The sequence below is a fragment of the Streptomyces sp. NPDC050806 genome (assembly GCF_055586425.1).
On the sequence record NZ_JBVJIF010000006.1, the window covers coordinates 94,836 to 116,124 of the forward strand.

General features: G+C 72.4%; 26 protein-coding genes. 12 read left to right on the forward strand and 14 right to left on the reverse strand.

The annotated features are described in order from the left end of the window. Positions 1–21: 21 nt before the first annotated feature. A complete protein-coding gene (locus ACZ6WH_RS19710; protein WP_432857460.1) occupies positions 22–885 on the reverse strand; it encodes a helix-turn-helix domain-containing protein in 864 nt (287 codons plus the stop codon). A gap of 324 nt (positions 886–1,209) precedes the next feature. Here ACZ6WH_RS19710 and ACZ6WH_RS19715 point away from each other — a divergent pair, with 324 nt between their 5' ends. Further along, the gene (locus ACZ6WH_RS19715) at positions 1,210–1,761 is read left to right on the forward strand and encodes an ATP-binding protein (protein WP_469729698.1); all 552 of its coding nucleotides are present in this window, start codon (positions 1,210–1,212) and stop codon (positions 1,759–1,761) included. Between the two features lie 148 nt (positions 1,762–1,909). Here ACZ6WH_RS19715 and ACZ6WH_RS19720 read toward each other — a convergent pair whose 3' ends face one another. The 5 genes from ACZ6WH_RS19720 to rpmG form a co-directional block, all read right to left on the reverse strand. Beyond that, on the reverse strand, positions 1,910–2,149 hold the full coding sequence (locus ACZ6WH_RS19720; protein ID WP_399714909.1) for a DUF397 domain-containing protein: 240 nt from the start codon (positions 2,147–2,149) through the stop codon (positions 1,910–1,912). A 182-nt stretch (positions 2,150–2,331) separates the two neighbouring features. Then, on the reverse strand, positions 2,332–2,568 hold the full coding sequence (gene rpsR / locus ACZ6WH_RS19725) for a 30S ribosomal protein S18 (RefSeq protein ID WP_031058550.1): 237 nt from the start codon (positions 2,566–2,568) through the stop codon (positions 2,332–2,334). 94 nt (positions 2,569–2,662) lie between these two features. After that, on the reverse strand, positions 2,663–3,817 hold the full coding sequence (locus ACZ6WH_RS19730) for a GTP-binding protein (RefSeq protein ID WP_469729699.1): 1,155 nt from the start codon (positions 3,815–3,817) through the stop codon (positions 2,663–2,665). After that, positions 3,817–4,107, reverse strand: coding sequence for a type B 50S ribosomal protein L31 (locus ACZ6WH_RS19735; protein WP_432857454.1), 291 nt, complete (start codon positions 4,105–4,107; stop codon positions 3,817–3,819). Before ACZ6WH_RS19735 ends, ACZ6WH_RS19730 begins: the two co-directional genes overlap by 1 nt. An 8-nt stretch (positions 4,108–4,115) precedes the next feature. Then, entirely contained in the window at positions 4,116–4,280 is a 165-nt protein-coding gene (rpmG, locus tag ACZ6WH_RS19740; protein WP_030260286.1) for a 50S ribosomal protein L33, read from the reverse strand. 61 nt (positions 4,281–4,341) lie between these two features. On the opposite strand from rpmG, the gene rpmB reads away from it, so the two are divergent. The 3 genes from rpmB (at position 4,342) to tatA (ending at position 5,269) form a co-directional block, all read left to right on the forward strand. After that, complete coding sequence (gene rpmB, locus ACZ6WH_RS19745) at positions 4,342–4,578, forward strand: 50S ribosomal protein L28 (protein WP_469729700.1); 237 nt, start codon at positions 4,342–4,344, stop codon at positions 4,576–4,578. Position 4,579: 1 nt separating this feature from the next. Next, entirely contained in the window at positions 4,580–4,885 is a 306-nt protein-coding gene (gene rpsN / locus ACZ6WH_RS19750; protein WP_361552668.1) for a 30S ribosomal protein S14, read from the forward strand. A 171-nt stretch (positions 4,886–5,056) separates the two neighbouring features. After that, entirely contained in the window at positions 5,057–5,269 is a 213-nt protein-coding gene (gene tatA / locus ACZ6WH_RS19755; protein ID WP_399714895.1) for a Sec-independent protein translocase subunit TatA, read from the forward strand. A gap of 47 nt (positions 5,270–5,316) precedes the next feature. Here the strand turns inward: tatA and ACZ6WH_RS19760 are convergent, their stop codons facing one another. Then, a complete protein-coding gene (locus ACZ6WH_RS19760; protein ID WP_469729701.1) occupies positions 5,317–6,090 on the reverse strand; it encodes an alpha/beta fold hydrolase in 774 nt (257 codons plus the stop codon). A gap of 158 nt (positions 6,091–6,248) precedes the next feature. Between ACZ6WH_RS19760 and ACZ6WH_RS19765 the strand changes: the two genes are divergently transcribed. From ACZ6WH_RS19765 to ACZ6WH_RS19780, 4 genes are all read left to right on the forward strand, one after another. Next, positions 6,249–7,391 carry a winged helix DNA-binding domain-containing protein gene (locus ACZ6WH_RS19765; protein ID WP_469729702.1) on the forward strand — a complete coding sequence of 381 codons (1,143 nt, stop codon included), beginning with the start codon at positions 6,249–6,251 and terminating at the stop codon, positions 7,389–7,391. Between the two features lie 67 nt (positions 7,392–7,458). Then, a complete protein-coding gene (locus tag ACZ6WH_RS19770) occupies positions 7,459–9,135 on the forward strand; it encodes a bifunctional 3'-5' exonuclease/DNA polymerase (RefSeq protein WP_469729703.1) in 1,677 nt (558 codons plus the stop codon). A 158-nt stretch (positions 9,136–9,293) separates the two neighbouring features. After that, positions 9,294–10,154: a DeoR/GlpR family DNA-binding transcription regulator gene (locus ACZ6WH_RS19775; protein ID WP_469729704.1), complete on the forward strand. Its 861-nt coding sequence runs from the start codon at positions 9,294–9,296 to the stop codon at positions 10,152–10,154. A 67-nt stretch (positions 10,155–10,221) separates the two neighbouring features. Further along, the gene (locus tag ACZ6WH_RS19780; protein WP_469729705.1) at positions 10,222–10,623 is read left to right on the forward strand and encodes a RidA family protein; all 402 of its coding nucleotides are present in this window, start codon (positions 10,222–10,224) and stop codon (positions 10,621–10,623) included. Positions 10,624–10,665: 42 nt separating this feature from the next. Here the strand turns inward: ACZ6WH_RS19780 and ACZ6WH_RS19785 are convergent, their stop codons facing one another. From ACZ6WH_RS19785 to ACZ6WH_RS19800, 4 genes are all read right to left on the reverse strand, one after another. Next, the gene (locus ACZ6WH_RS19785) at positions 10,666–11,508 is read right to left on the reverse strand and encodes an arylamine N-acetyltransferase family protein (protein ID WP_469729706.1); all 843 of its coding nucleotides are present in this window, start codon (positions 11,506–11,508) and stop codon (positions 10,666–10,668) included. 86 nt (positions 11,509–11,594) lie between these two features. Beyond that, positions 11,595–12,773: an acyltransferase family protein gene (locus ACZ6WH_RS19790; protein ID WP_432857439.1), complete on the reverse strand. Its 1,179-nt coding sequence runs from the start codon at positions 12,771–12,773 to the stop codon at positions 11,595–11,597. A gap of 180 nt (positions 12,774–12,953) precedes the next feature. Further along, positions 12,954–13,844, reverse strand: coding sequence for a glycerophosphodiester phosphodiesterase (locus ACZ6WH_RS19795; protein ID WP_469729707.1), 891 nt, complete (start codon positions 13,842–13,844; stop codon positions 12,954–12,956). Between the two features lie 238 nt (positions 13,845–14,082). After that, positions 14,083–17,151 (reverse strand): AfsR/SARP family transcriptional regulator, encoded by a 3,069-nt coding sequence (locus tag ACZ6WH_RS19800; protein ID WP_469729708.1) that lies wholly within the window; start codon positions 17,149–17,151, stop codon positions 14,083–14,085. A gap of 260 nt (positions 17,152–17,411) precedes the next feature. Between ACZ6WH_RS19800 and ACZ6WH_RS19805 the strand changes: the two genes are divergently transcribed. Further along, on the forward strand, positions 17,412–17,717 hold the full coding sequence (locus tag ACZ6WH_RS19805) for a hypothetical protein (protein WP_432857433.1): 306 nt from the start codon (positions 17,412–17,414) through the stop codon (positions 17,715–17,717). Between the two features lie 153 nt (positions 17,718–17,870). Here the strand turns inward: ACZ6WH_RS19805 and ACZ6WH_RS19810 are convergent, their stop codons facing one another. Continuing rightward, entirely contained in the window at positions 17,871–18,275 is a 405-nt protein-coding gene (locus ACZ6WH_RS19810) for a hypothetical protein (RefSeq protein ID WP_469729709.1), read from the reverse strand. 594 nt (positions 18,276–18,869) lie between these two features. Between ACZ6WH_RS19810 and ACZ6WH_RS19815 the strand changes: the two genes are divergently transcribed. Further along, entirely contained in the window at positions 18,870–19,586 is a 717-nt protein-coding gene (locus tag ACZ6WH_RS19815) for a hypothetical protein (protein ID WP_469729710.1), read from the forward strand. Positions 19,587–19,678: 92 nt separating this feature from the next. Further along, positions 19,679–19,948 (forward strand): hypothetical protein, encoded by a 270-nt coding sequence (locus ACZ6WH_RS19820; protein ID WP_432857428.1) that lies wholly within the window; start codon positions 19,679–19,681, stop codon positions 19,946–19,948. 193 nt (positions 19,949–20,141) lie between these two features. On the opposite strand, the gene ACZ6WH_RS19825 is transcribed toward ACZ6WH_RS19820, so the two are convergent. Further along, entirely contained in the window at positions 20,142–20,552 is a 411-nt protein-coding gene (locus tag ACZ6WH_RS19825; RefSeq protein WP_432857426.1) for a rodlin, read from the reverse strand. 154 nt (positions 20,553–20,706) lie between these two features. Here ACZ6WH_RS19825 and ACZ6WH_RS19830 point away from each other — a divergent pair, with 154 nt between their 5' ends. Beyond that, positions 20,707–20,937, forward strand: a complete 231-nt coding sequence (locus ACZ6WH_RS19830) for a hypothetical protein (protein WP_469729711.1) — start codon at positions 20,707–20,709, stop codon at positions 20,935–20,937. A gap of 38 nt (positions 20,938–20,975) precedes the next feature. Here the strand turns inward: ACZ6WH_RS19830 and ACZ6WH_RS19835 are convergent, their stop codons facing one another. Beyond that, the gene (locus tag ACZ6WH_RS19835; RefSeq protein WP_432857422.1) at positions 20,976–21,263 is read right to left on the reverse strand and encodes a hypothetical protein; all 288 of its coding nucleotides are present in this window, start codon (positions 21,261–21,263) and stop codon (positions 20,976–20,978) included. Positions 21,264–21,289: the final 26 nt, after the last annotated feature.

Consider the following 21,289-nt stretch of genomic DNA (forward strand, 5'->3'; position numbering starts at 1 on the left):
CGACGTCATTCTACTGACGAGTCACGTCAATTGGAGCAGACCGCGAAGAAGATCCCGGGTGCGGGAGGGATCGAGGCTCTCCTCCTGCAGGCTGCTCATCACCCGCTCGTACTGCCCGACCTCCTCGGCCTTGTCCAGATACAGCGCGCTGGTGAGCTGTTCCAGATAGACGATGTCGGAGAGATCGGACTCCGGGAAACGCAGCATCGTGAAGGCACCGCTCTCGCCCGCGTGCCCGCCGAAATTGAACGGCACGACCTGGAGCCGCACGTTCGGACGCTCGGATATGTCGATCAGATGCTGGAGCTGGCCGCGCATGACGGTGCGGTCCCCGTAGGGGCGGCGCAGCGCCGCCTCGTCCAGCACGCAGTCGAACTGCGGCGCCCGCTCGGCTATGAGGAGCTTCTGCCGTTCCTGGCGCAGCGCGACCCGGCGGTCGATCTCGGAGCCGGCGGCGTCGGGCATGCCGCGGCTGACGACGGCATGGGCGTAGCCCTCCGTCTGCAGAAGACCGTGCACGAACTGCACTTCATAGGTGCGGATGTGGGACGCGGCCCCTTCCAGCCCCACATATGTCTGGAACCAGCCGGGCAGCACATCGCCGAAACTGTGCCACCACCCCGCCACATTGGCCTCACGGGCCAGCCCGAGGAGGGAGTCACGCTCGGCCTCGTCACCGACGCCGTAGAGGGTGAGCAGGTCCGCCACGTCCCGCGCCTTGAAGCTCACGCGACCCAGCTCCATGCGGCTGATCTTCGATTCCGAAGCGCGGATCGAGTAGCCGGCAGCCTCACGTGTTATCCCGCGGGACTCTCGCAGCCTCCGCAGCTGCGACCCCAGCAGGATGCGCCGCACCACAGATCCGCTCGACTCACTTGCGGTCACAACTCAGACCCTCCCGTGGCCCACCCCGTCCAACAGTGAGCGGCAGTCTGCCACGTCCGGGCTCCGTTGCGTGCTCAACCGGTTACGGATATGAGCCCCTTCTGGCACCGCCGGTAAAGAGCTGGACAAGAGGGCGTAGGAAGAATTACGCCGCAATGCCTACGGCCGTACACAAAGTGGACGTCTGCACGTGCATCTGCCCTTGCATCTGCCGTACGCATTCGGAACCATGGACCTCGCACACATGCACGCTCGTGAAAGACCCGCGAGATCTGGGCACACCCGTCTGGATCGTGACGTCCGCGAACGCCAGGAGTGCCTCGCATGGGGACCAAGGTTTCGACCATGCTCGCGCCGTTATGGCAGGGGCTTCCGCCAGTCGACCCCGCAGCCATATCGGGCGCCGTCACCTGGACCCTGCGACCGCAGTACGAATCAGTGCGCGGCGCGCGCCAGTTCACCAGGGAAACGCTCCAGCGCTGGAACATGGACGAGCTTTTCGACAGCGTCGCGCTGGTCGTTTCCGAGCTGGTCACCAACGCGCTGCGGCACGCGGCACCGGAACCGGGCGAATTGGTGGAAGGCGCGGCGTACGAAGAGGCTTACCGGGCGGCCGACGCGGCTCCCCCCATGCTGCACCTGATCCGCTGGGCCGGTCGGCTGGTCTGCGCCGTACGGGACAGCAGTGACGCCTCTCCGGTCGAGGGCGAGGCGGATTTCTCCGCCGAATCCGGGCGCGGGCTCTATCTGGTGGACTCCTTCAGCGACAGCTGGGGCTGGCACCGGCTGGAGGACGCCGCGCACGGCAAGGTCGTCTGGGCGCTCTTCCAGCTGCCTCAGATACCGGCTCAGGCGCCGGCCTCCCAGGCGAGCTGAGCAACTCCCGGCGCCATTCGCACAGATATATGCACGTGCATATATGGCATGCAGGCGCAGCGGTCATTCCCGCGGCGGAAACCCCTCCCGCGCGACCCCGCAATCGGCCTCGTACGGGCCGGTAACCCGCCTCTCGGGACGACTGCGGTCAGTCCCGCATGAGGTGATCGAATTCACCATCCTTGATGCCGAGCAGCATCGCCTCGATCTCGGCCGGCGTGTAGACCAGCGCGGGCCCGTCGGGGAAACGGGAATTGCGCACGGCCACATCACCCTCCGGCAACTTCGCGAACTCCACGCACGTACCGTTGGAGTTGCTGTGCCGGCTCTTCTGCCACACCACTCCGACGAGATCCGATGCGGCCATGCCGTTGTACGCGTGGGGCACAGGTCTCTCCCGGTGAGAAATGGTGTCAACTGCCCGGGATCATAACTCTGTTCATATGCCGATGCTCGCGCAGATGCACGTGCACGACAGCGGGTGGCCAGCCCGTCACAGCTCGTCGAGCCCGTTCGTGTCCGCCGGACGCCTTCCCCGCCGCCCCCTCCCCCATGCCCGGCGGAGTACGGTCAGCGCGAGGCGTACGGCAGCAGCGCCATCTCCCGGGCGTTCTTGATCGCCGCGGCGATCTGCCGCTGCTGCTGTGCAGAAACCCTGGTGATGCGGCGGCTGCGGATCTTTCCGCGATCGGAAAGAAACTTCCGCAGCAGGTCGGTGTCCTTGTAGTCGACGTACGTGATCCCGGCCGCGTCGAGCGGGTTGGGACGCGGCGCGCTCTTCTTGCGCGGATCGGGGCGACGGGGCATGGCAGACATTTCCTTACGAACTCGTACGGTCAAAAGACGACTGAGAATTGATGTAGTTGCATGACGCACGCGTATTGCGGTTGACGGACGCGCCCTACGGCACCGGGTCGAGGAGCGCGTCGAACGCGGTGGACAGCCGCCGCCAGTGCTCCCGCCCCCGCGCGTACTCCTCGTCGGTGAGCAGGCAGGACTCCAGCAGCGCCGTCAGCCCCTCCCGGTCCAGGCCGGGCGAGGTGAAGACCAGGTGCTGCGCCCGGTCCCCGTGCTCGGGGTCCCAGTCCAGCGCGGCGGCGGCCCGGCGCACCGGCGGCACCATCTCCCAGGCGGCGTCCGGCAGCGAGGCCAGCCAGGGCCCGGTGTTCTCCACGCAGAGCGCACCGCCCGCCGCGTCCCAGGACAGCAGCGTGTCCGGCCGGTCGGCCAGCCAGAAACGGCCCCGGCTGCGCGCGGCGGCACAGCACAGGTCCTCCAGCGCGGCGTGCAGCCGGCCGGGGTGGAACGGCCGCGCGCGGTGCCAGACCAGGGTCGAGACGTCCTCGTCCTCGGCCTCCTGCGGCAGCAGCGCACAGGCCGGGTGCTGGCGTGCGGCGGCGGCCGCCACGTCGAAGCCCGCCGTCGCCGCGGCCACCAGCTCCGGCGACTCCACCGGGATGCGCAGCGCCGTGGGATGCAGCTGCGTCAGCAGCGCGTGGTCCGACTCGTCGCCCGGCTCCTCGCCGGGCGCGAGGACCAGCGCCGACGGGTACTCCAGCTGACGCGCCCAGGTGTCCGCTACGGTCCGCTGGTCGGAGGCGGCGGCCGCCAGCCCCGCCTCGGCGAGGTCGTCGCCGCACCCGAGGTACGGCAGCAGCAGCGCCGGGTCGACGGCCGTCATGACGCCGGTCAGCGCGAGCGCGTCACTGCCGCACGCGTCGAGCACCTCGGCCATCGCCTTGGGCTCGACGGAGTCCCACAGCTCCACGACGGCCAGCCGGCAGGTCCGGCCGTCCGCCAGCCGCTCCAGCTCGGGCACCAGGTCCTCGCGCAGCGCGCAGCACGCGCAGTCGTTGACCAGCGGCGCCTCGCCGCTGTCCAGCAGACCGGTGACGTCCCGCACGGTGCGCCGCACGCGGCCGTCGGCGGCGGTGGCGAGGTCGTGGTGGAGCGCGACGCTGCCGGGGACCTTGCGCAGCAGCTGCTCGACGGCGGCCCGGCGGGCTTCCGCGTGCAGCCCGCCGACGATCACCACGGAGAGCCGGTCGCGGTCCATCAGCGGTCCCCGCGCTCGTCGCCGGCCGTGCGCCGGCCGCCGGGTGTCCGCGTGCCGTACCGGCGCTCGAAGCGCTCCACACGGCCCGCGGTGTCCAGTACGCGCGCCGTCCCCGTGTAGAAGGGGTGGCTCGCCGACGAGATCTCCACGTCGATCACCGGGTAGGTGTTGCCGTCCTCCCACTCGACCGTCTTGTCGCTGGTGGCGGTCGACCGGGTGAGGAAGGCGAAGTCGGCGGCCCGGTCGCGGAAGACGACGGGCCCGTACGCGGGGTGGATTCCAGGCTTCATGACGCTGCTCAGCGCTCCTCTCGGAAGTCGACGTGCCGCCCGGCGACCGGGTCGTACTTCTTCAGCACCAGCCGGTCGGGGTTGTTACGGCGGTTCTTGCGGGTGACGTACGTGTAGCCCGTGCCGGCGGTGGACCGGAGCTTGATCACGGGACGTAGTTCGTTGCGGGCCATACGGGCTACTATACAGAAACGAAAGTCATTTTCATTAAGCACTCAGTAGGAGGTAGCTCACTTGTCCGCCCACTGCCAGCTGACCGGCCGCGCGCCGGCCTTCGGCAACTCGATCTCCCACTCGCACCGGCGTACGTCCCGCCGCTTCGACCCCAACATCCAGCGCAAGCGCTACTGGCTGCCGAGCGAGAACCGCTACGTACGCCTGCGGCTGAGCACCAGGGCGATCAAGACCGTCGACACCATCGGCGTCGAAGCCGCCGTCGCCCGCATCCGTGCCCGAGGGGAGCGCGTCTGACATGGCCAAGAAGAGCAAGATCGCGAAGAACGAGAAGCGCCGCGTCGTCGTCGCCCGGTACGCGGCCCGCCGCGCCGCCCTGAAGGCGATCATCCGCGACCCGAAGACGGCGGACGAGGAGCGCCTCAGTGCCCAGCGCGAACTGGCCCGCCAGCCGCGCGACGCCAGCGCCACCCGGGTCCGCAACCGGGACAGCATCGACGGCCGGCCGCGCGGCTACCTCCGCGCCTTCGGCCTTTCCCGCGTCAACCTGCGCGGACAGGCGCACGCCGGCCACCTGCCGGGCGTGACGAAGTCCAGCTGGTAGACCACCCGGCGGCACCGGGGCCGGGGGCCGCGTTCACGCGCCCCTCGGCCCCGGTTTCCCTTTCGTACCCTTGTACGGGGCATACTGAGCGGAACGTCCTATTCCGTACCGCGCGTACGGGCGCGCGGCTGCGCACCCCACGGGAACGCACCCCTACGAGAGCGAGCCCCCATGTTCCGCAATGCCCTCGAGCCCTGGCACCTGGTGCTGATCCTCGCGGTCCTCGTCCTGCTCTTCGGCTCGAAGAAGCTGCCCGACATGGCCCGCGGCCTCGGCAAGTCGATGCGCATCCTGAAGTCCGAGACCAAGGCCATGAAGTCCGAGGCGGACGGGACCGCGAGCCCCGAGCGCGCCCGGGCGACCGTCGACGCCGGCCGGGAGTGACGGCCCGCACCGCCCGGCCCTGACCCTGGGGGGCGTCGGATGGGCCGTCAGAAGGTCCAGAGGAACTCCTCCATGACCGACGCCAGCATCACCGGCGTCTCGTGCATCGGGTAGTGGCCCGCGGCCGGCAGGGTGATCACCTCGGCGTTCGGATACCAGACCTGCCACGTGGCCCGCATGACGTCGGCGGTCAGGGCGAGATCGTGCTCCCCGACCACGACGCGCACGGGGACGGGGTTGCCGCGCACCGCCTCCGAGAGGTCCAGCGTGTGCCAGCTGGCGAGGTAGCGGGCGTGCGCCTCCGTGCGGGAGGCCGCCATCGAGTTGCTGATCATCCGCTGCTGCCACACCCGGCCCGTACGGTGGCCGGTCACGAGGTCGAGGATCGTACGGCGCTTCTCGGGGTCCTCGGACGCTCCGTAGAAGAGGGCCCGCGTCGGCTCGTCCATCGGGTACGGCCCGGCGGGCACGGGGGCGAGGCCGAGCAGGCGGGTCACCCGGCCGGGCGCGCGGACCAGCACCTGCTGGATCGCCTTCCCGCCCATCGAGTGCCCGACCAGCGCGAAGCGGTCCCAGCCGAGCTGGTCCGCGAGGGCGAGCACGTCGTCGGCGATCTCCCCCAGGTCGTAGCGGCCGGGCACGTCCCTGCGCTCGCCGTACCCGCGGTAGTCGAGCAGCGCGTACGTGAAGGCGTCGCCGTCGAGGTACTCCAGTGCCGTGCCCCAGGCCGCACAGGTGTCGAACCAGTCGTGCAGCACGATGACGTGGCGCGGGCCGGAGCCCACGAGACGGTGAGTGACGGTCTGCTCGGTACTGGTCATGCGGCGGCTCCCTCATAGACGGCCGGTCCCGTTGTGCTCGCCTCGTATGGTCCCGCCGTCCACGGCCCCGGCACAGACGCAGACCGTCACGAACACCTATGCCACCGGGGTGAATTGCGTACCGGGCGATTGTCAGGGGCCTGCGGTCCAATGGAGCCATGACACCGACGCTCAAGGTCTCCCACGACCAGGTGCTGGCCTGGCGGCTGCGGCAGCAGAGCCTCGTCCCCCGCGGCGCCGCGTCCGTCGCCGGGCTCGCCGGGCGGCTGGCCGGTGTGCAGGCCCAGGTCGCCTCGTCCGCCGAGCTGGCCGTCGCCGTCCGCCGCCGCCGGCCCGCCGCCGGCGCCGTGGACGCCGCGCTCGCGGACCGTTCGGTGGTCAGGACCTGGGCCATGCGGGGGACGCTGCACCTGCTGCCCGCCCCGGTGCTCGGTGCGTACCTCTCGCTGCTCGGCGCCGCCCGCACGTGGGAGAAGCCGGCCTGGCAGAAGGCGTTCGGGGTGAGCCCGCGGCAAGTGGCGGCGCTGGGCGAGGCGGTCGACGAGGAGCTGGAGGGTCGGCAGCTGACCCGCGAGGAGCTGGTGGCGGCCGTCTGCTCCCGCAAGGGCCTGTCCGGGCTCGGCGAGCAGCTCTCTTCGGGATGGAGCGCGGTGCTCAAGCCGCTGGCGTGGACCGGCCGGCTGTGCCAGGGCCTGCCCCGGGGGCGGAACGTGACCTTCACCGCGCCGCGGTCCTGGGTGCCGGACTGGGCCGGTGTGCCGGACCCGGAGGAGGCGTCGGGCACGGTGCTCGCCGCGTATCTGGGGGCGCACGGCCCGGCCACGCCGGCGGCCTTCGACGCGTGGCTGCTGCGCGGCGCGACCCGTAAGGCGGTGCTGCGGGGCTGGTTCGCGGCGCTCGGCGACGCGCTCACGCCGGTCGAGGTGGACGGGGTGCCCGGCGCGTACGTGCGCAGCGAGGACGCCGACGCGCTGGCGGCCGCGCGGCCCTCCCGCGAGGTGCGGCTGCTGGCCGGCTTCGATCAGTACGTCCTCGGGCCCGGCACGGCCGACCCCCGGCTCGTCCCGGCCCAGTACCGCAAGGAGGTCAGCCGTACGGCCGGGTGGATCTCCCCCGTCGTCGTGCACGGCGGGCGGGTCGCGGGCGTCTGGGCCTTCTCCGACACCGCCGTGGACGTCGCCCTCTTCAAGGATCACGCGGCGGAGCGGGGGCCGGTGCCGGACGAGGGCCTGGCGGCCGAGGCGGCGCACCTGGCGCGGTGCACGGGCGTCGACCGCCCGGTGTCCGTCCGGGTGATCTGAGGGCCGGGCGGGCGGCGGGAGCCGTCGCCGAAGGGGATTGTCGGACCCCGGTGCGAAACTCGGGCGTATGCGGTGGGTGGTGGGTGCTTCCGGGAGCGGGGGTGTGCGGCTGTGCGCGGTGGACGGGGCGGGGCGGCCGGCCGGGCCGGTGGCCGAGGAGCCGGACCTGGTGACGGCGGTGCGGGCGCGGCCCGAGGTGGAGCGCTGGGTGTGGCGGTCCACGGCGGAGTCGTACCGGAAGCTGCTGGCGGCGGGGGTGCGGGTCGAGCGCTGTTACGACGTCGAGGCCGCCGAGGCGCTGCTCATCGGGCACGAGGAGGGCCAGTCGGGCCAGCCGCGGTCGCTCGCGGCGGCCTGGGCGCGGCTGCGCGGCCTGCCGGTGCCCGAGGACCCGCCCGTGCGGAGCGCGGACACGCAGCCCTCGCTCTTCGAGGCGGGCCCGGTGCCGCTGCCGCCGGGCACGGACGAGTTCTCGGCGCTGCTGGAGGTGTACGCGGGACAGCTGGCGCGTACGGAGAAGACCGAGCGGCCGGAGCGGGTGCGGCTGCTGCTGGCGTCGGAGTCGGCCGGGATGCTGGTCGCCGCCGAGATGTGGCGGGCGGGGGTGCCCTGGCGCGCGGACGTGCACCGCGCGCTGCTGGACGAGCTGCTCGGCGAGCGCTATCCGGGCGGCCTGGAGCCCCAGCGGCTGGCCGAGCTGGCGGACGAGGTGTCCCGGGCCTTCGGGGAGGGCGTACGGGTCCGCCCCGACCTGCCCGCCGACATCATCCGGGCCTTCGGGCAGGCCGGCATCAAGCTGACCTCCACCCGCAAGTGGGCGCTGCTCGCCCTCGACCATCCGGCCGTCGCCCCGATCCTGGAGTACAAGCGGCTCTACCGCGTGCACACGGCGCACGGCTGGTCGTGGCTCCAGCAGTGGGTGCACGAGGGCCGGTTCCGCCCGGAGTACCTCCCCGGCGGCACGGTCTCCGGGCGCTGGGCCACCAACGGCGGCGGCGCGCTCCAGATCCCCAAGGTGATCCGGCGGGCCGTGGTCGCCGACCCCGGCTGGCGGCTGGTGGTCGCGGACGCCGACCAGATGGAGCCGCGGGTGCTGGCCGCCGTCTCCCGGGACCCCGGGCTGATGGAGGTGGCGGGCAGCGGCCGCGACCTGTACGCCGACCTGGCGGCCCGTGCCTTCGGCGGGGACCGCGCGCAGGCCAAGCTGGCGCTGCTCGGCGCGATCTACGGCCAGACCTCGGGCGACGCGCTCAAACACATGGCGGATCTGCGGCGCCGCTATCCGGCAGCGGTGGCGTACGTGGACGACGCGGCGCGGGCGGGCGAGGAGGGCCGCCTGGTGCGCACCTGGCTCGGCCGTACGTGCACGCCCGCCTCGGTGGCCCTGCCCGACGAGGCGGGCCTGCCGCAGGAGGAGGCTCCGGCCTCGTACGGCAGCACGGCCGGCGACCGGGCCCGCGGCCGCTTCACCCGCAACTTCGTCGTGCAGGGCAGCGCGGCCGACTGGGCGCTGCTGGTGCTGGCCGCGCTCCGCCGGTCGCTGCACGAGGCCGGCATGCGCGCTGAGCTGGTCTTCTTCCAGCACGACGAGGTGATCGTGCACTGTCCCGAGGAGGAAGCGCCCGCGGTCGCCGAGGCCATCGCGGCGGCGGCCGATCTGGCGGGCCGCATCGCCTTCGGGCCCACCCCGGTCCGCTTCCCGTTCAGCACGGCGGTGGTGGAGTGCTACGCGGACGCGAAGTGAGGCGCGGCACGGCCGGGCGGGGCGCCGTACGGCCCGGCACGAGGCCGTGTACGAGCCGGGGGACGGCGCCCGTACAGGCTCTAAACTCCGTGGAGGCCCCGGTGCGGCCGGCCGGGCCGTGAGGACGTCGATGACCGCCAACCGGAAGAGGACCAGCGTTGACCGGTACCGAAGGGACAGCCGACGGCACTGCCGAGGGGACTCCTGACGCCGTGCCCCCGGCCGACGACGCCACGTCCCCGGCCAAGCTCGGCCCCAAGGACCGCCGGAAACGGATCGCGGACCGGGTGCTGGCGGAGGGCCAGGTCAGCATCGAGGACCTGGTCAGGGAGCTGGGCGTCAGCCAGATGACCGTCCACCGCGATCTGGACAGCCTGGAGCACCAGGGCTGGCTCCGGAAGGTGCGCGGCGGCGCCACCGCGGCGCCCAACGCCCTGTTCGAGTCCAACGCGCGCTGGCGCGGCAGCGAGCACGTCGCCGCGAAGGAGGCGATCTGCGCGGCAGCGCTGGCCATCGCGGAGCCCGGCCAGGCGGTGATCATCGACGACTCCAGCACGGCGCTTCCGCTGGCCCGTTCGCTCTCCGGCCGGGGCGCGTACACCGTGATCACCAACTCCCTGCAGGTGATCAACGAGCTGGCCGACGAGCCCGACATCCGGGTGATCGCGCTGGGCGGCGAGTACCACGCCGCGTTCAACGCCTTCCTCGGCATGTCCACCGCCGACATCGCGCGCAGCTTCCGCGCCGATGTCGCCTTCCTGTCCACCTCAGCCGTCGACAACGGCCACTGCTATCACCAGGCGCAGGAGAACGTGCTGGTCAAGCGGGCTCTGATGGCGGCGGCCCGGCGCAAGGTGCTGCTGGTGGACCACTCCAAGTTCAGCCGCCAGGCGCTGTACGAACTGGCCCCGCTGGCCGACTTCGATCTCGTCATCTCCGACCAGGATCTTCCGCAGGAGGAGCAGGAGGCGCTTCAATCGCTGGGTGTGCGCTACGAATTGGTGGCGACCGACGGCTGAGGCGGAGGCGGGCGGACGTGCGTGAACTGCTGAGCGGACGGGCGCGGACCACGGGACGGAGCGGTGCATGAGTGAGCTGGAGCGGATCAACCCGGCGCGGCTGTCCCCGCCCACCGGCTTCAGCCACGCCGTGCGGGCCGCTCCCGGGACGATCGTCCTGCTCGCCGGGCAGACGGCGCTGGACGGCGCTGGCCGGATCGTCGGCACGGGCGTCGTCGAGCAGTTCGAACAGGCGCTGACGAACCTGCTGGCCGCCGCGGAGGCGGCCGGGGCCGGCCCCGGGGACCTGGGCAAGCTGACGGTGTACGCGGTGGACGTGGCCGACTACCGCCGCAACGCCGCCGCGATCGGCCGGGTCTGGAAGCGGCTGGTCGGCACCGACTACCCCGCGATGGCCGTGATCGGCACGACCCGCCTGTGGGACGAGGCCGCGCTCGTCGAGATCGAGGGCATCGCGGTCGTCTCCTGACCACGGCCGGCCGCGAAGCGACGGCGCGCCGGCCCCCGGCTCTCACCGGCCGTACCAGCCCACCAGCGTCTTCTCGTCCGCGTCCGTGAGCGTGATCCGGAAGAGTTCGCCGAGCACCCGCGGCAGCTCGGTGGCGCCGACCTCCCGCACGTCGCGGGCGTAGTCGGTACCGGTCAGCGTCAGCTCCGTACCGATCAGGGTGCGCCGCAGGCCGTGGTCCGGGCGCTGCACCACGAGGCGCTGAACGAACGGCGACCGCGGATGGGTCGCGATGTAGTGGTTGAAGACGGCGAAGTCGACGGCGTACTGCGGCTCCGCCCCGAAGGAGTACAGGTCGAACCAGCCCTCGGGGTGCAGCGACCGCACGACCCACGTGCGCTCACCGTCCGCTTCCGCCGCGTCGGCCCGGTCGATGCCGAAGGTCCAGCCGCCCTGCCGCTCCTGGTACCCGGCGCGCAGCGGCAGCGGCGCGAGCAGCGCCTCGCCGCCGAAGCCCACGTCGGTGATCCAGTCCTCGCCGTCCAGCCGCACCTTCAGCAGCGCGTGCGTGGTGGGGCGGATCCTGTCGTCGCCCATCCGGATGCGGGCGCCGAGCCCGGAGACGGCGAAGCCGAGCCGCTCCAGGGCCGCAGCGTAGAGCAGGTTGTGCTCGTAGCAGTAGCCGCCGCGGCCGCCGCTGACGAGCTTGTCCTGGAGACTCGGCACGTCCAGCGCCACCGGCCGGCCGAGGAGCACGTCGATGTTCTCGAAGCCGATGGCGGTGACGTGGGCGGCCTGGACCGCGCGCAGCGTCTCCAGGGTGGGCGCGCGGTCCCCCGCGTACCCGATGCGCGCCAGGTAGGCGTCCAGGTCCAGCTGTTCACCGGACCAGGCCGACTCGGACATGGTGTCTCCTCCGGACGGACGACGGGGCCCGGTCCGCGCGCGAACCGGGCCCCGGATGGCACAGGCGATTCTGCCTGCCCGTCATGTCACTTCCGGTGGCGGGCCACCTCGGCGGCGTCCTTCTTGAACGCCCAGGTCATCTTGGGTTCCATGGCGAACCGGAACATCCGCTGCACCGGTGGGGTGCACAGCACCGTGATGATCGAGCCGGCGATCAGCGTCAGCGCGATCGCGCCGAGCGGGGTGTGCATCCAGTGGGCGTCGTACCAGTCCCAGAAGCGCGACCCCTTGGCCAGGAAGCCGTGCAGGAGGTAGCCGTACAGGGTGCCGGCGCCGAGCGCGGTGAACCACATCTTGCGGCCCGGGACCCAGGCGAAGAAGCACGCCACCAGGACCAGCGAGCAGCCGAACATCGCCAGCGTCATGACCGCACCGGACCACCACGGCGCGGCCATCTCCTGGGCGCTGTCGCGGTGGTAGAACCACGCGGCGTTCATCCGGGGCGCGGCCCAGTACGCGAAGACCAGCGCGGCCGCGAAGACCGGCACCGCCAGCATGCGGGCGCGCTTGTTGCGCACCAGCAGGAAGTGCTCGGGCTTGAGGCACAGGCCGATGACGAAGAACGGCAGGAACTGCAGCACGCGTTGCAGGTCGAGGTCGTCACCGATGTCCGGCGAGACGGACGCCAGGACGGCGATGGCCAGCGCCAGCGGGACGGGCCAGCGCACGATCTTCCAGATCGGCGTGGTGAGCCGCCAGACGAACAGCGCGATCAGGAACCAGGTCAGGTACCACGGGTCCAGCAGGCTGATGGGGTACGAAGGGTCGTCGTCCGCCACCCGCTTGAACAGCGTGTACGCCGTCTCGAAGAGGATGTACGGCACGGCGACGCCGGTGATCAGCCGCTGCAGCCGGTCCTTGCGCATGTCGAAACTGCGCGAGAAGTAGCCGGAGATGATGATGAACGCCGGCATGTGGAACGCGTACACGGTGATGTACAGCGCGGCCGCCGACCGGCTGCCGTCCCGCAGCGGTTCCCACGAATGCCCCATCGCCACGAGGACGATGGCGAGGTACTTGGCGTTGTCGAAGAAGGCGTCGCGCTGTTTGCCGTTCTTCGGCTGCGTGTCCCGCTTCCGGCCGGTCTGCTGCCCGCCGCCGGTGACCGCATGGTCCTTGACCGCGGTGTCCGCGGGCGCCGGTGCGGTCCGGGTGGGAGGAAGGGGAGTGCGTCGCTCGCTCTGCGACTGCGCGAGATTGTTCACGTCCCCTCCCCCAGGCAACCCAGGGAGAGAATTCTCCGTCTTACCGGAATTGCGGGGAGCGAGGCAGCTGAGAACATCAGAGGCACCCTAGCCCGGCACGCCGAATCCCGTAAATCCTCTCCTCACATGCTTCACATGCCATCTACGTCACACGCCGGGCGGGTAAGCGGAATGCGCAGGTCAGAGGATGACGCCGTCGATTCCGAAGGCGGAGAACGCCCGTTTGGCCTGATTGGCCGACACGCCCCAGGTGTGCACTTCGAGCCGCTCGGCGTGCGGCCCCCACAGGCTGTGCACAGCGGACACATAGGTCGAACTCAGGTCCTTGAAGGGCGGATTGATCCAGTCGGCGAACCGGGCGTACTCCGGGAGCTTGGCCCGGCTCGGCGTACCGAGCACCGCGGTACGGACGTCCGGCTGGAGCGCGTGCACCTCGCGGACGGCGTCCACCCCGAAGCTCTGGATGACGAGTCCGTCCATGACGTGCGCCGGGTCCAGCCAACCGGAACTCCCCAGCTGCCTGAGTACCTGCTTCTCGATGCCGGGGTACTTCTCCGGATTCTTGATCTCCAGCAGGAGGTTCTGGCCGTTGCTGTCCAGCCGGTCGAGGTAGGACGCGAGGGTGGGCACCCGCTGGCCCGCGTACTTCTTGCTGAACCAGCTCCCGGCGTCCAGCTTGGCGATCTCCGCCGCGGTGAAGTCCGCCACCCGCCACGGCGACCGCTTGGGGAAGACCTTCTTCGCGTTGGTGGTCCGTGTGAGCGTGGCGTCGTGGATGACGACCAGCTTGCCGTCCTTGGTGCGCTGTACGTCGTTCTCGACCCACTCGACGTCGCGCCGGTCGGCCTCGTCGACGGCGGCGAGGGTGTTCTCGGGTGCGTACTTGGCGGCCCCCCGGTGTGCGACCACGGTGGGGCCGTCGAGCGGCAGCCCCTTCTTGGCGGAGACCAGGTGGACCGGGGCCGGCGGGGCAACGGCACCACCGCCCCCGGCACCCGCGTCGGCGGCGAGCACCGCCGCGAAGAGAAGGACGAAACCGGCTGCGGCGCTGCGGACGGCGCTTCGGAGCATGGGGCCTCCTGGACGCTGGCGGCGGGCCTCGCACGCCGGACAGGGCGGACCACCCCTGCCGGGCGCCGGAGAGCCCATGACAACTACCACCACAATTGCACCAGTTTATCCGTTTTCCCATTCCTGTGCGCCAGGCGGGCTACCCACCCCCGGCAAACGGGCCGGAAGAGGGCCGGGACATGGCGAAAAGACGCTCAGTAATTGATTGGCCAACGCTCGGCCCGCACGCCCCAGCACGTCACACGAGGGACCGCAACTCCGGCAGCACATCGGCGTCCGTACCGTCCAGCGCGGCCAGCGACAGCCGCCACTGCGCGCCGGACTCGGCACCGCGCCCCAGTGCACGCAGCACATGGCCGTACTCGTACCGCGCCTTGCCCGAGGTGTACGCGTCGCCACGCACCTCGGCCAGGGCCAGCAGCGCCTCGCACTCGCGCGCCGCGCGGTCCGCCCGCGTCAGCCGCCGGAGCGCGCGGATGAGCCCGAGCCGGCTCTCGGAGACCGTGTGCCAGTCGGCGGCGTCCCCCGGCGAGTGCAGCGCCGCCTCGAAGTGGCCGATCGCCGCCTCCGGTTCGCCGAGCGTGAGGTAGGCGCAGCCGATGTTGCAGCGCGCCGTCTGCTGCAACGGTGCGCTGTCCAGCCGTACGCCCGTCTCCAGGCTCCGGCGGTGGAACTCGATGGCCTTGCGGGCGTCGGTCAGCTCGAAGAGGTTCCCCAGGTTGCTGAGGCAGACCGCCACCGCGTGGTCGTCGCCGAGCCGGTGCGCGTACGCCAGCGCCTCCTCCTGCGCCGCCGCGGACTCCTCGGGTCGCCCCAGCACGTACAGGAGCAGCCCGCGGTTGCCGAGCGCCCGCTGGAGCCACTCGTCGTCGCCCAGCAGCCGCGACTTCGCGATCGCCTCGTCGATCAGCGCGAGCGCCTTCGCGTAGCGCCCCGACATGTAGTACGCGCCTGCCAGGTCGCTCATCGCGACCAGTTCCGCGCCCGCGTCCCCCGACTCCCGCGCGGCCGTGCGTGCCAGGCCGCTCAGCTCGGTCAACTCCTGCATCCGGCCGCGGCCCTGCAGGTACGGCGCGAGCATCCGCACCAGTGTCACCGCCGCGTCCCGGGCGTGCTCCGTACGGATGTGCCGGGTCACCAGGCAGCGCATCACCGCCAGTTCGCGGTCGCCCCAGGCACACGCCTCCTCGCCGGCCGTGAAGGGCACCGCCTGCTCCGCCGGCTCGCCCGCCAGCCGCACCTCCCGGAAGCGCGTCGCCGGCAGGAACACCCTGACGGACTGCGCGGCCCGGGCCGCGAACCACTCCACGCCGCGCCGCACCGCCGCCGCCCGCTCCGCGGCCTCCTCGTGCCGCGCGGCCAGCTCGCGCGCGAAATCCCGTACGAGGTCGTGCGGCGCGTACCGGCCGAACGCCACCTCCTCCAGCAGGGCCACGTCCACCAGCCGGTCCAGGGCGGCACAGGCCCGCCGGACGCCGGCCTCCATCAGCCGGGCCGTCAGCTCCGTCTCGTACTCCGGCAGGTCCAGCGTCCCCATCCGGCGCAGCACCAGCGCCGCGTCCCGGTCGGCCGACCGCTCCGAGGCGACCAGCGCGTCGTACGCGACGGCCAGCGAACGCCGCACGCTCAGGTCGTCGTACTCCAGGTGGTCCAGCCGCCCGTCCTGCCCGTCCAGCAGCTCGACCAGCGCCTCGACGGTCAGCGCGCGGCGGGCGGCCAGCCGCGCCGCGACCACCCGCAGCGCCAGCGGCAGCTGGCCGCACAGCTCCGCCAGCCGCCGCGCCGCCGGACTGCCGGCCGGCACCCGGCCCTGCCCCGAGACCCGGCTGATCAGGTCCACGCTGTCCCGCTCGGTGAGCCGGGCCAGCGGCAGGTGCACCGCGCCGTCCAGCGCCGCCAGCGGCGACCGGCTGGTGACCAGCACCGCGCACCCGGGATCCGCCGGGAGCAGCGGGCGCACCTGGGCGGCGCCGGCCGCGTCGTCGAGGACGAGGAGCACCCGGGCCCCGGCGAGCGTCGAGCGGAACAGCGCCGCGGCGGCGTGCACGTCGTCCGGCACCCGGCCCCTCGGTACACCGAGGTCGCGCAGCAGCGCCTCCAGCCCCTGAAGCGCGGTCATCGGCGCGCCACCGGGGTTGGCGCCGCGCAGGTTCAGGAAGAGCTGCCCGTCCGGGTAGCGGTCGCGCAGCCCGTGGGCGACGTGCACGGCCAGCGCGCTCTTGCCGACCCCGGCCATGCCGCTCAGGACGGCGGTGGCGGGCCGGCCGGCGTGCGGCGCCAGCGCCTCGTACAGCGCCTCCACCTGCGCGTCGCGGCCCAGGAACGGGGTCGGCGGCGGTGGGAGTTGGGCGGGCCGGGGCGCGGGGTCGGCACCGGTGTCCGGACTCGGCCCGGCACCGGCTTCCGTGCTGACGGGCGGAGCCCCGTCGTCCGCCGCATCCGGTACGCAGCGTTCGTGGCCCCCCTCAAGGGCGGCTCTCCCTGCGCCTTGTTGCGCCGCCCTTTGGCCAGGGATGCCCGCCCCTCTTCGGCCGGAGACGCCCGTCTCGGGCTCCGGGTCGTCCCGCAGCACCTCCTGGTACGCCTCCTGTACCGCCGCGCCCGGCTCGACGCCCAGGTCCTCCACCAGCCGCCGGCGCAGTGCGTGGAACACCGCGAGCGCCTCCGCCTGCCGCCCCGTGCGCCGCAGTACCAGCATCAGCTGTCGGTGGCAGGACTCGCGCAGCGGATGCTCGGCGACCAGCCGCGACAGCTCGGGCGCGAGGCCCCCGTGCCGCCCCAGCCGCAGCTCGGCGTCGTACCGCCACTCCAGCAACTGGAGACGTTCCTCCTCCAATTGGCGCACGAACGGCTGCGCGTCCAGCGCCTCGTGCACCTCCTCGGGCAGGCCGTCCAGCGGCCGGCCGCGCCACAGGACCGCCGCGCCGGCGGCCTCCCGGAGCACCGCGGTCCAGTCCCCCTGGGTGTACGCCTCCCGGGCCCGCCGTACGGCCGCGGTGAACTCGGTGCTGTCCAGCTCACCGGCGCCGACCCGCAGCAGATAGCCGGGCGCCACCGAACGGAGCCGGCCGTCGCCGTCCGGGCCGAGCGTGCGGCGCAGCCGCGTGACGTGGTTGTAGAGCGAGGCGTTGGCCGAGGCGGGGGCCCGCGCGCCCCACAGCGCCTCCTTGAGCACCTCGACCGGCACGACGCGGTTCGCGCGCAACAGGAGGGCGGCCAGCAGTGCCTGGCCCTTCGCACTGTTCAACGGCCGGGCTCCGCCCGCGCCGTCGTCCACCGTCAACGGGCCCAGCAGGCCGAACCGCATGTTGCTCCTCCGTACAGGCCGACCCGTTGGCCCCGTGGTTGGCCACATGTTAGTCAGCCGTTGGACCCGTCCGATGAGATCGTCACATCGGATCCGGCCCGTCGGTGCGCCGGCGCGCACACCGCCCGTCGGGGGAGCGCAACCGCCGAGCCGGATCCGCGGCAGTACGGCTGCTGTCCGTCCGCCGTCCAGGAGGTTTTGACGGCGGCCGAAGAGTGACAGTCTCTGGGGGACCGGTCAGCCTCGACAGGGAGCCTCGTGTGGAAAGCGACCACAGCGGCAGCGGCGACGACGACTGCGGTACCGCCCCGGACGAGGCCGTGCGGCAGCGAGCCGTCGCCCTCGTCCAGCAGATCCTGGACCGCGCGTACGAGGGCGAGGCCGAGCTCTACGCCCACCTGGACTGGCTGGAGCAGGCCCTGCGCTGCCGTTACATCAGCGACTTGATCTTCTGGCCCGACGTGCCGCCCAGCGCCGAGGAAGTCGTCCGCCAGGCGCTCTCCTTCGGGCCCACCATCCCCCGGCCGCGCGGCTCCCCGACGGACCGTACGAACACCCGGCGCTGAGCGCCGAGGAGAGGCGCCGACCACCCGCCCTCCCCCACGTCGACGGGCAGGACTCGGGCCACCGAGCAGTGGCCCGGGACGCCGAGCAGTGGCCCGGGACGCCGGGCAGCGACTCAGATCGTCGGACCGTGGCTCAGGACGCCCGGCAGCGGCTCACAGCGGATGCGAGGTGGACACCGTGCGCGGCGCCACGGGCACCCGGCCCATCCGTGCCATCGGCGCCCGCGCCGCCGTACGAGCCGGCACCGCGGCGCGTACGGGCATGCCGGGGCCGCCACGGGAACCGGCGCGCGCCGGGGCCGCCACGGGAACCGGCGCCGCGCCCCGCACAGGCGCCGCGCCCCGTGCGGGCACCCTCGCCGGTCCCGTCACCACGGCGGGCAGCCGCGTACCGGGCGGACCGCCGGGCCGGCCGGGACCGCCGGGCCCCTGGCCGGTACCGCACACCGTGTCCTCGTGCGGCCAGCCGGCAGCGGCGGGCCTCCGGACGGTGCCCGCCCGCCACTCGGCGAGCAGCCGGTCGTAGATCGGGGTCGGCTCCATCCCGGGGCGCGGCACGGCTCCGGGGCGCTGTCTTTCGAGAAAGAGCTCCACGTCCGGACCAACTCGGAGCCATGGCCGGAGGTTGCGGCCCGCACCCGGACCGGGCCCCGAATACGCCTGCACCGGGGACGACATGAAGATACGTTCCACCGCCTCCGAACAGGCCTGCTGTGAACGGGAGGCGGGACGGTGCCGGAGGGTGAGGACGGCACCGCCCCGCGAAGGCCCACGCATCACGGCCGGTGACACGTTCCGCCACACCCAGTGCAACGCCGTGCGGGCCGGGAGGTAATGATTCCGGGCCCACTGCCACCCGGCCGGGCACTCCGGCGGGCCGGCCGGCCGTACGCACCGGCCGTCCGCCGCGCGCCCCGAATGGCCGCAGCCCCGCCGCTTCCGCCGCTCCGCGCGAAACGGCAGGTCAGACAATGTGACCGGGAGCAACTGCCCCACACCGTCGGTAGTCGATGAATTGCGCGTGGCGACCGCCCTTTGCACCGTGACGGTATCTCGGCGTCCCCGACGCACCGCTCGGCAGTGCCCTTCCCAGGTACTGCCTTGCCCACCGCCGACCGCCACGACCGGTCACCCGAAAGGACCCCCATGCGCATGCCCCGGAAGCCCGGACTCGTCGTCACCTCCGCCGTCTGCGGCGCCCTAGTCCTCGGTACGGCCGGCCCGGCCACCGCTGCGGCCACCGAACGGACCGCCGCGCCCCCCGACGTGGCCGCCCCGGCCCCCGGCGCCGACACCCCGCAGAGCAACAGTTCCGGCGGCCTGCTGGGCGCCCTCTCCGACGTACTCCATGTGGTCGGGAACGCGCTGAAGACCGATGACCGCAAGTCCGCCGCGGAGACCAAGACCGAGGCCCAGGCCATCGCCGGTGAGCTGTCCAGGCTCCAGGGCCGCGACCTGATGTCCACCCCGGAATACCCCGCGGACCAGTCGGGCCTGACCGGCAGCGACGCGCCCGCCGACATCTACGCCCAGGCCGACCCGTACGCCCCCACCGACCACTCCGGGACGGGCACCAGGGCCCCGGCGCGCCCCGACAGCCAGGTGCCGGCCCCGCAGCGCGCGCAGGAGCAGGCCATCGGCGTCCTGCACCACAAGCTTCTCGGCCTGGTGGCGGCCCTCGGCTCCAACGACCGGGAGGACCTCGCGACGGCCGCCGAGGAGACCGTCTTCGCCACCAGCGACCTGGCCAAGACCATCCTCGGCAACGTCCAGCGGCCCTGGGGCCAGGCGCCCGGCGCGTCCGGCATGCCCCAGCAGTCGCCGTACTCCCGGCCGCCGGCCGGCGAGACGCCGGACGTGGACTACTGAGCGTCGCAGGCCCTGCTCGGCTCCTCCCGCACCCGGGCTAACTCCTTCGGCCCACACCCGGCATAACCCGCGGCCGTGACCGTCGGTTGTACGTGGACGTGGACATGATGGACGACGACGAGCACGCGGACCGGCAGCCGCCGCGCGTGCCCCGGCCCGGCCGCTGGGTGCGGGAGGAGCCGACGCCGATCTACGACCGGCTGCTGGCCGAGTGGCACGCGCGGGGCCCGTTCCCGCCGCGCCGCGAACTCCCCGACGACGGGGAGCCGCAGGCCGGGCCGGACCGGCCGCCGCGCCGGGCACCACGGGTGCCCGACCCGCCGCGGCCCCGGCCGCCCCGCCAGCGGCCGTACGAACTCTGACCGTACGGCCTCCGCACCGTACGGACCGCGGCCGTTCGTACGGATTGCCCCGGCCGCCGCCCACCCGCGGCGCCCGGGGCCGTCGCCGTGTCCGCCAAGGGATGCGCCCGGGGAACGCCCGCCCGCCGGCCGGACAGCAGGAAACCCGGGCCGCACCCCGTGAGGGGTGAACGACCCGGGTTCCCGGTGGCACTTACTCGTTGCCGGCACCGTTCGCGGACAGGACCGGGATGTCGTCGAGCAGGTGCGACAGCGCCTCGTCACCCTTGTTCTGGGTGGAGTTCTCGGTGCACTGCTGGTTCTGCGGGGAGGAGAGGACGTTGATGTCCTGGATCGCGATCGGCACCAGGCCGACGAGCGAGCCGATGTTCGCCTTGGCCGGCAGGCCGATGCAGGGCTTGTTCAGGGAGCCCTGGATCAGGCCGATCTGCGGGCTCATGTTGCCGTGGGTGGTGGAGTTGCCGTACGACTGCGAGGCACCGTTGCCGCTGAAGGCGCTGGCACCTTCGTCGTCACCAACAGCCATCGCCTGCGGGGCGGCTGCGGCCGAGACACCGACGATGGACGCCGCAACTGCGGCCGAGGCCATGAACTTCTTGATCACGATTCACCCTTCTTGTTACTGAATGCCCGCATCCGGAGCGCTCTGCCCAACTCTTCTCAGCGGGTTTGGTTTTGCACTTTCACCCATATGGTTCTTCGTGCGGTCTTCGAATTCACCGTTCCGGAACGGCCGTACGGTGGAATGCGCAACGCGCGTGCGCATGTACGACCCGGGAATTCCGTGCACTGTTCAGGGAAAACGGCGTGACGGCCCGAATGCGCCGTTCGACGGTAAATTCTCCGGTGCGCCGGATAACGGACCGGAGCAAGGTATGTTGATCGAGCGGCCGATCAGCGGGGGCGATTCCGATCCCCTTCATCCTGGAACCGTCCTCGCGGTCGCGGGCCCGGACGGGCCGTACGCCGTCCCGCTGCACGGCGGCTGATCCTTGCGCCGGATCGGCCGCCCGGCGGTGCGGCGGCGTCACTTCCCGAGCGGCAGACCGGCCAGCGGAAGGTTTCCCGCGACACCGGTGGCGCCTTCCACAAGCCCCTCGCCGTCGCCGGCGGCCAGCGCGTGCGTGGTGTGGTGCGCGTGCTCCACCAGCGGGTCGACCTCGGCCTTGCCGGCGTTCTCGAGCGCGTTGTACAGCCCGGCGTTCAGGCTCATGCTCGGCGAGGTCGAGGGGGCGGGTGCGGCGAACGCGGGGGTCGCGGCCCCCAGCGCCACCACGGAGCCGGCGAGGATCGCCGCGGTCTTCGCGAGCTTCATCTTCAGCGTTCCTTTCCGCAGCGGCG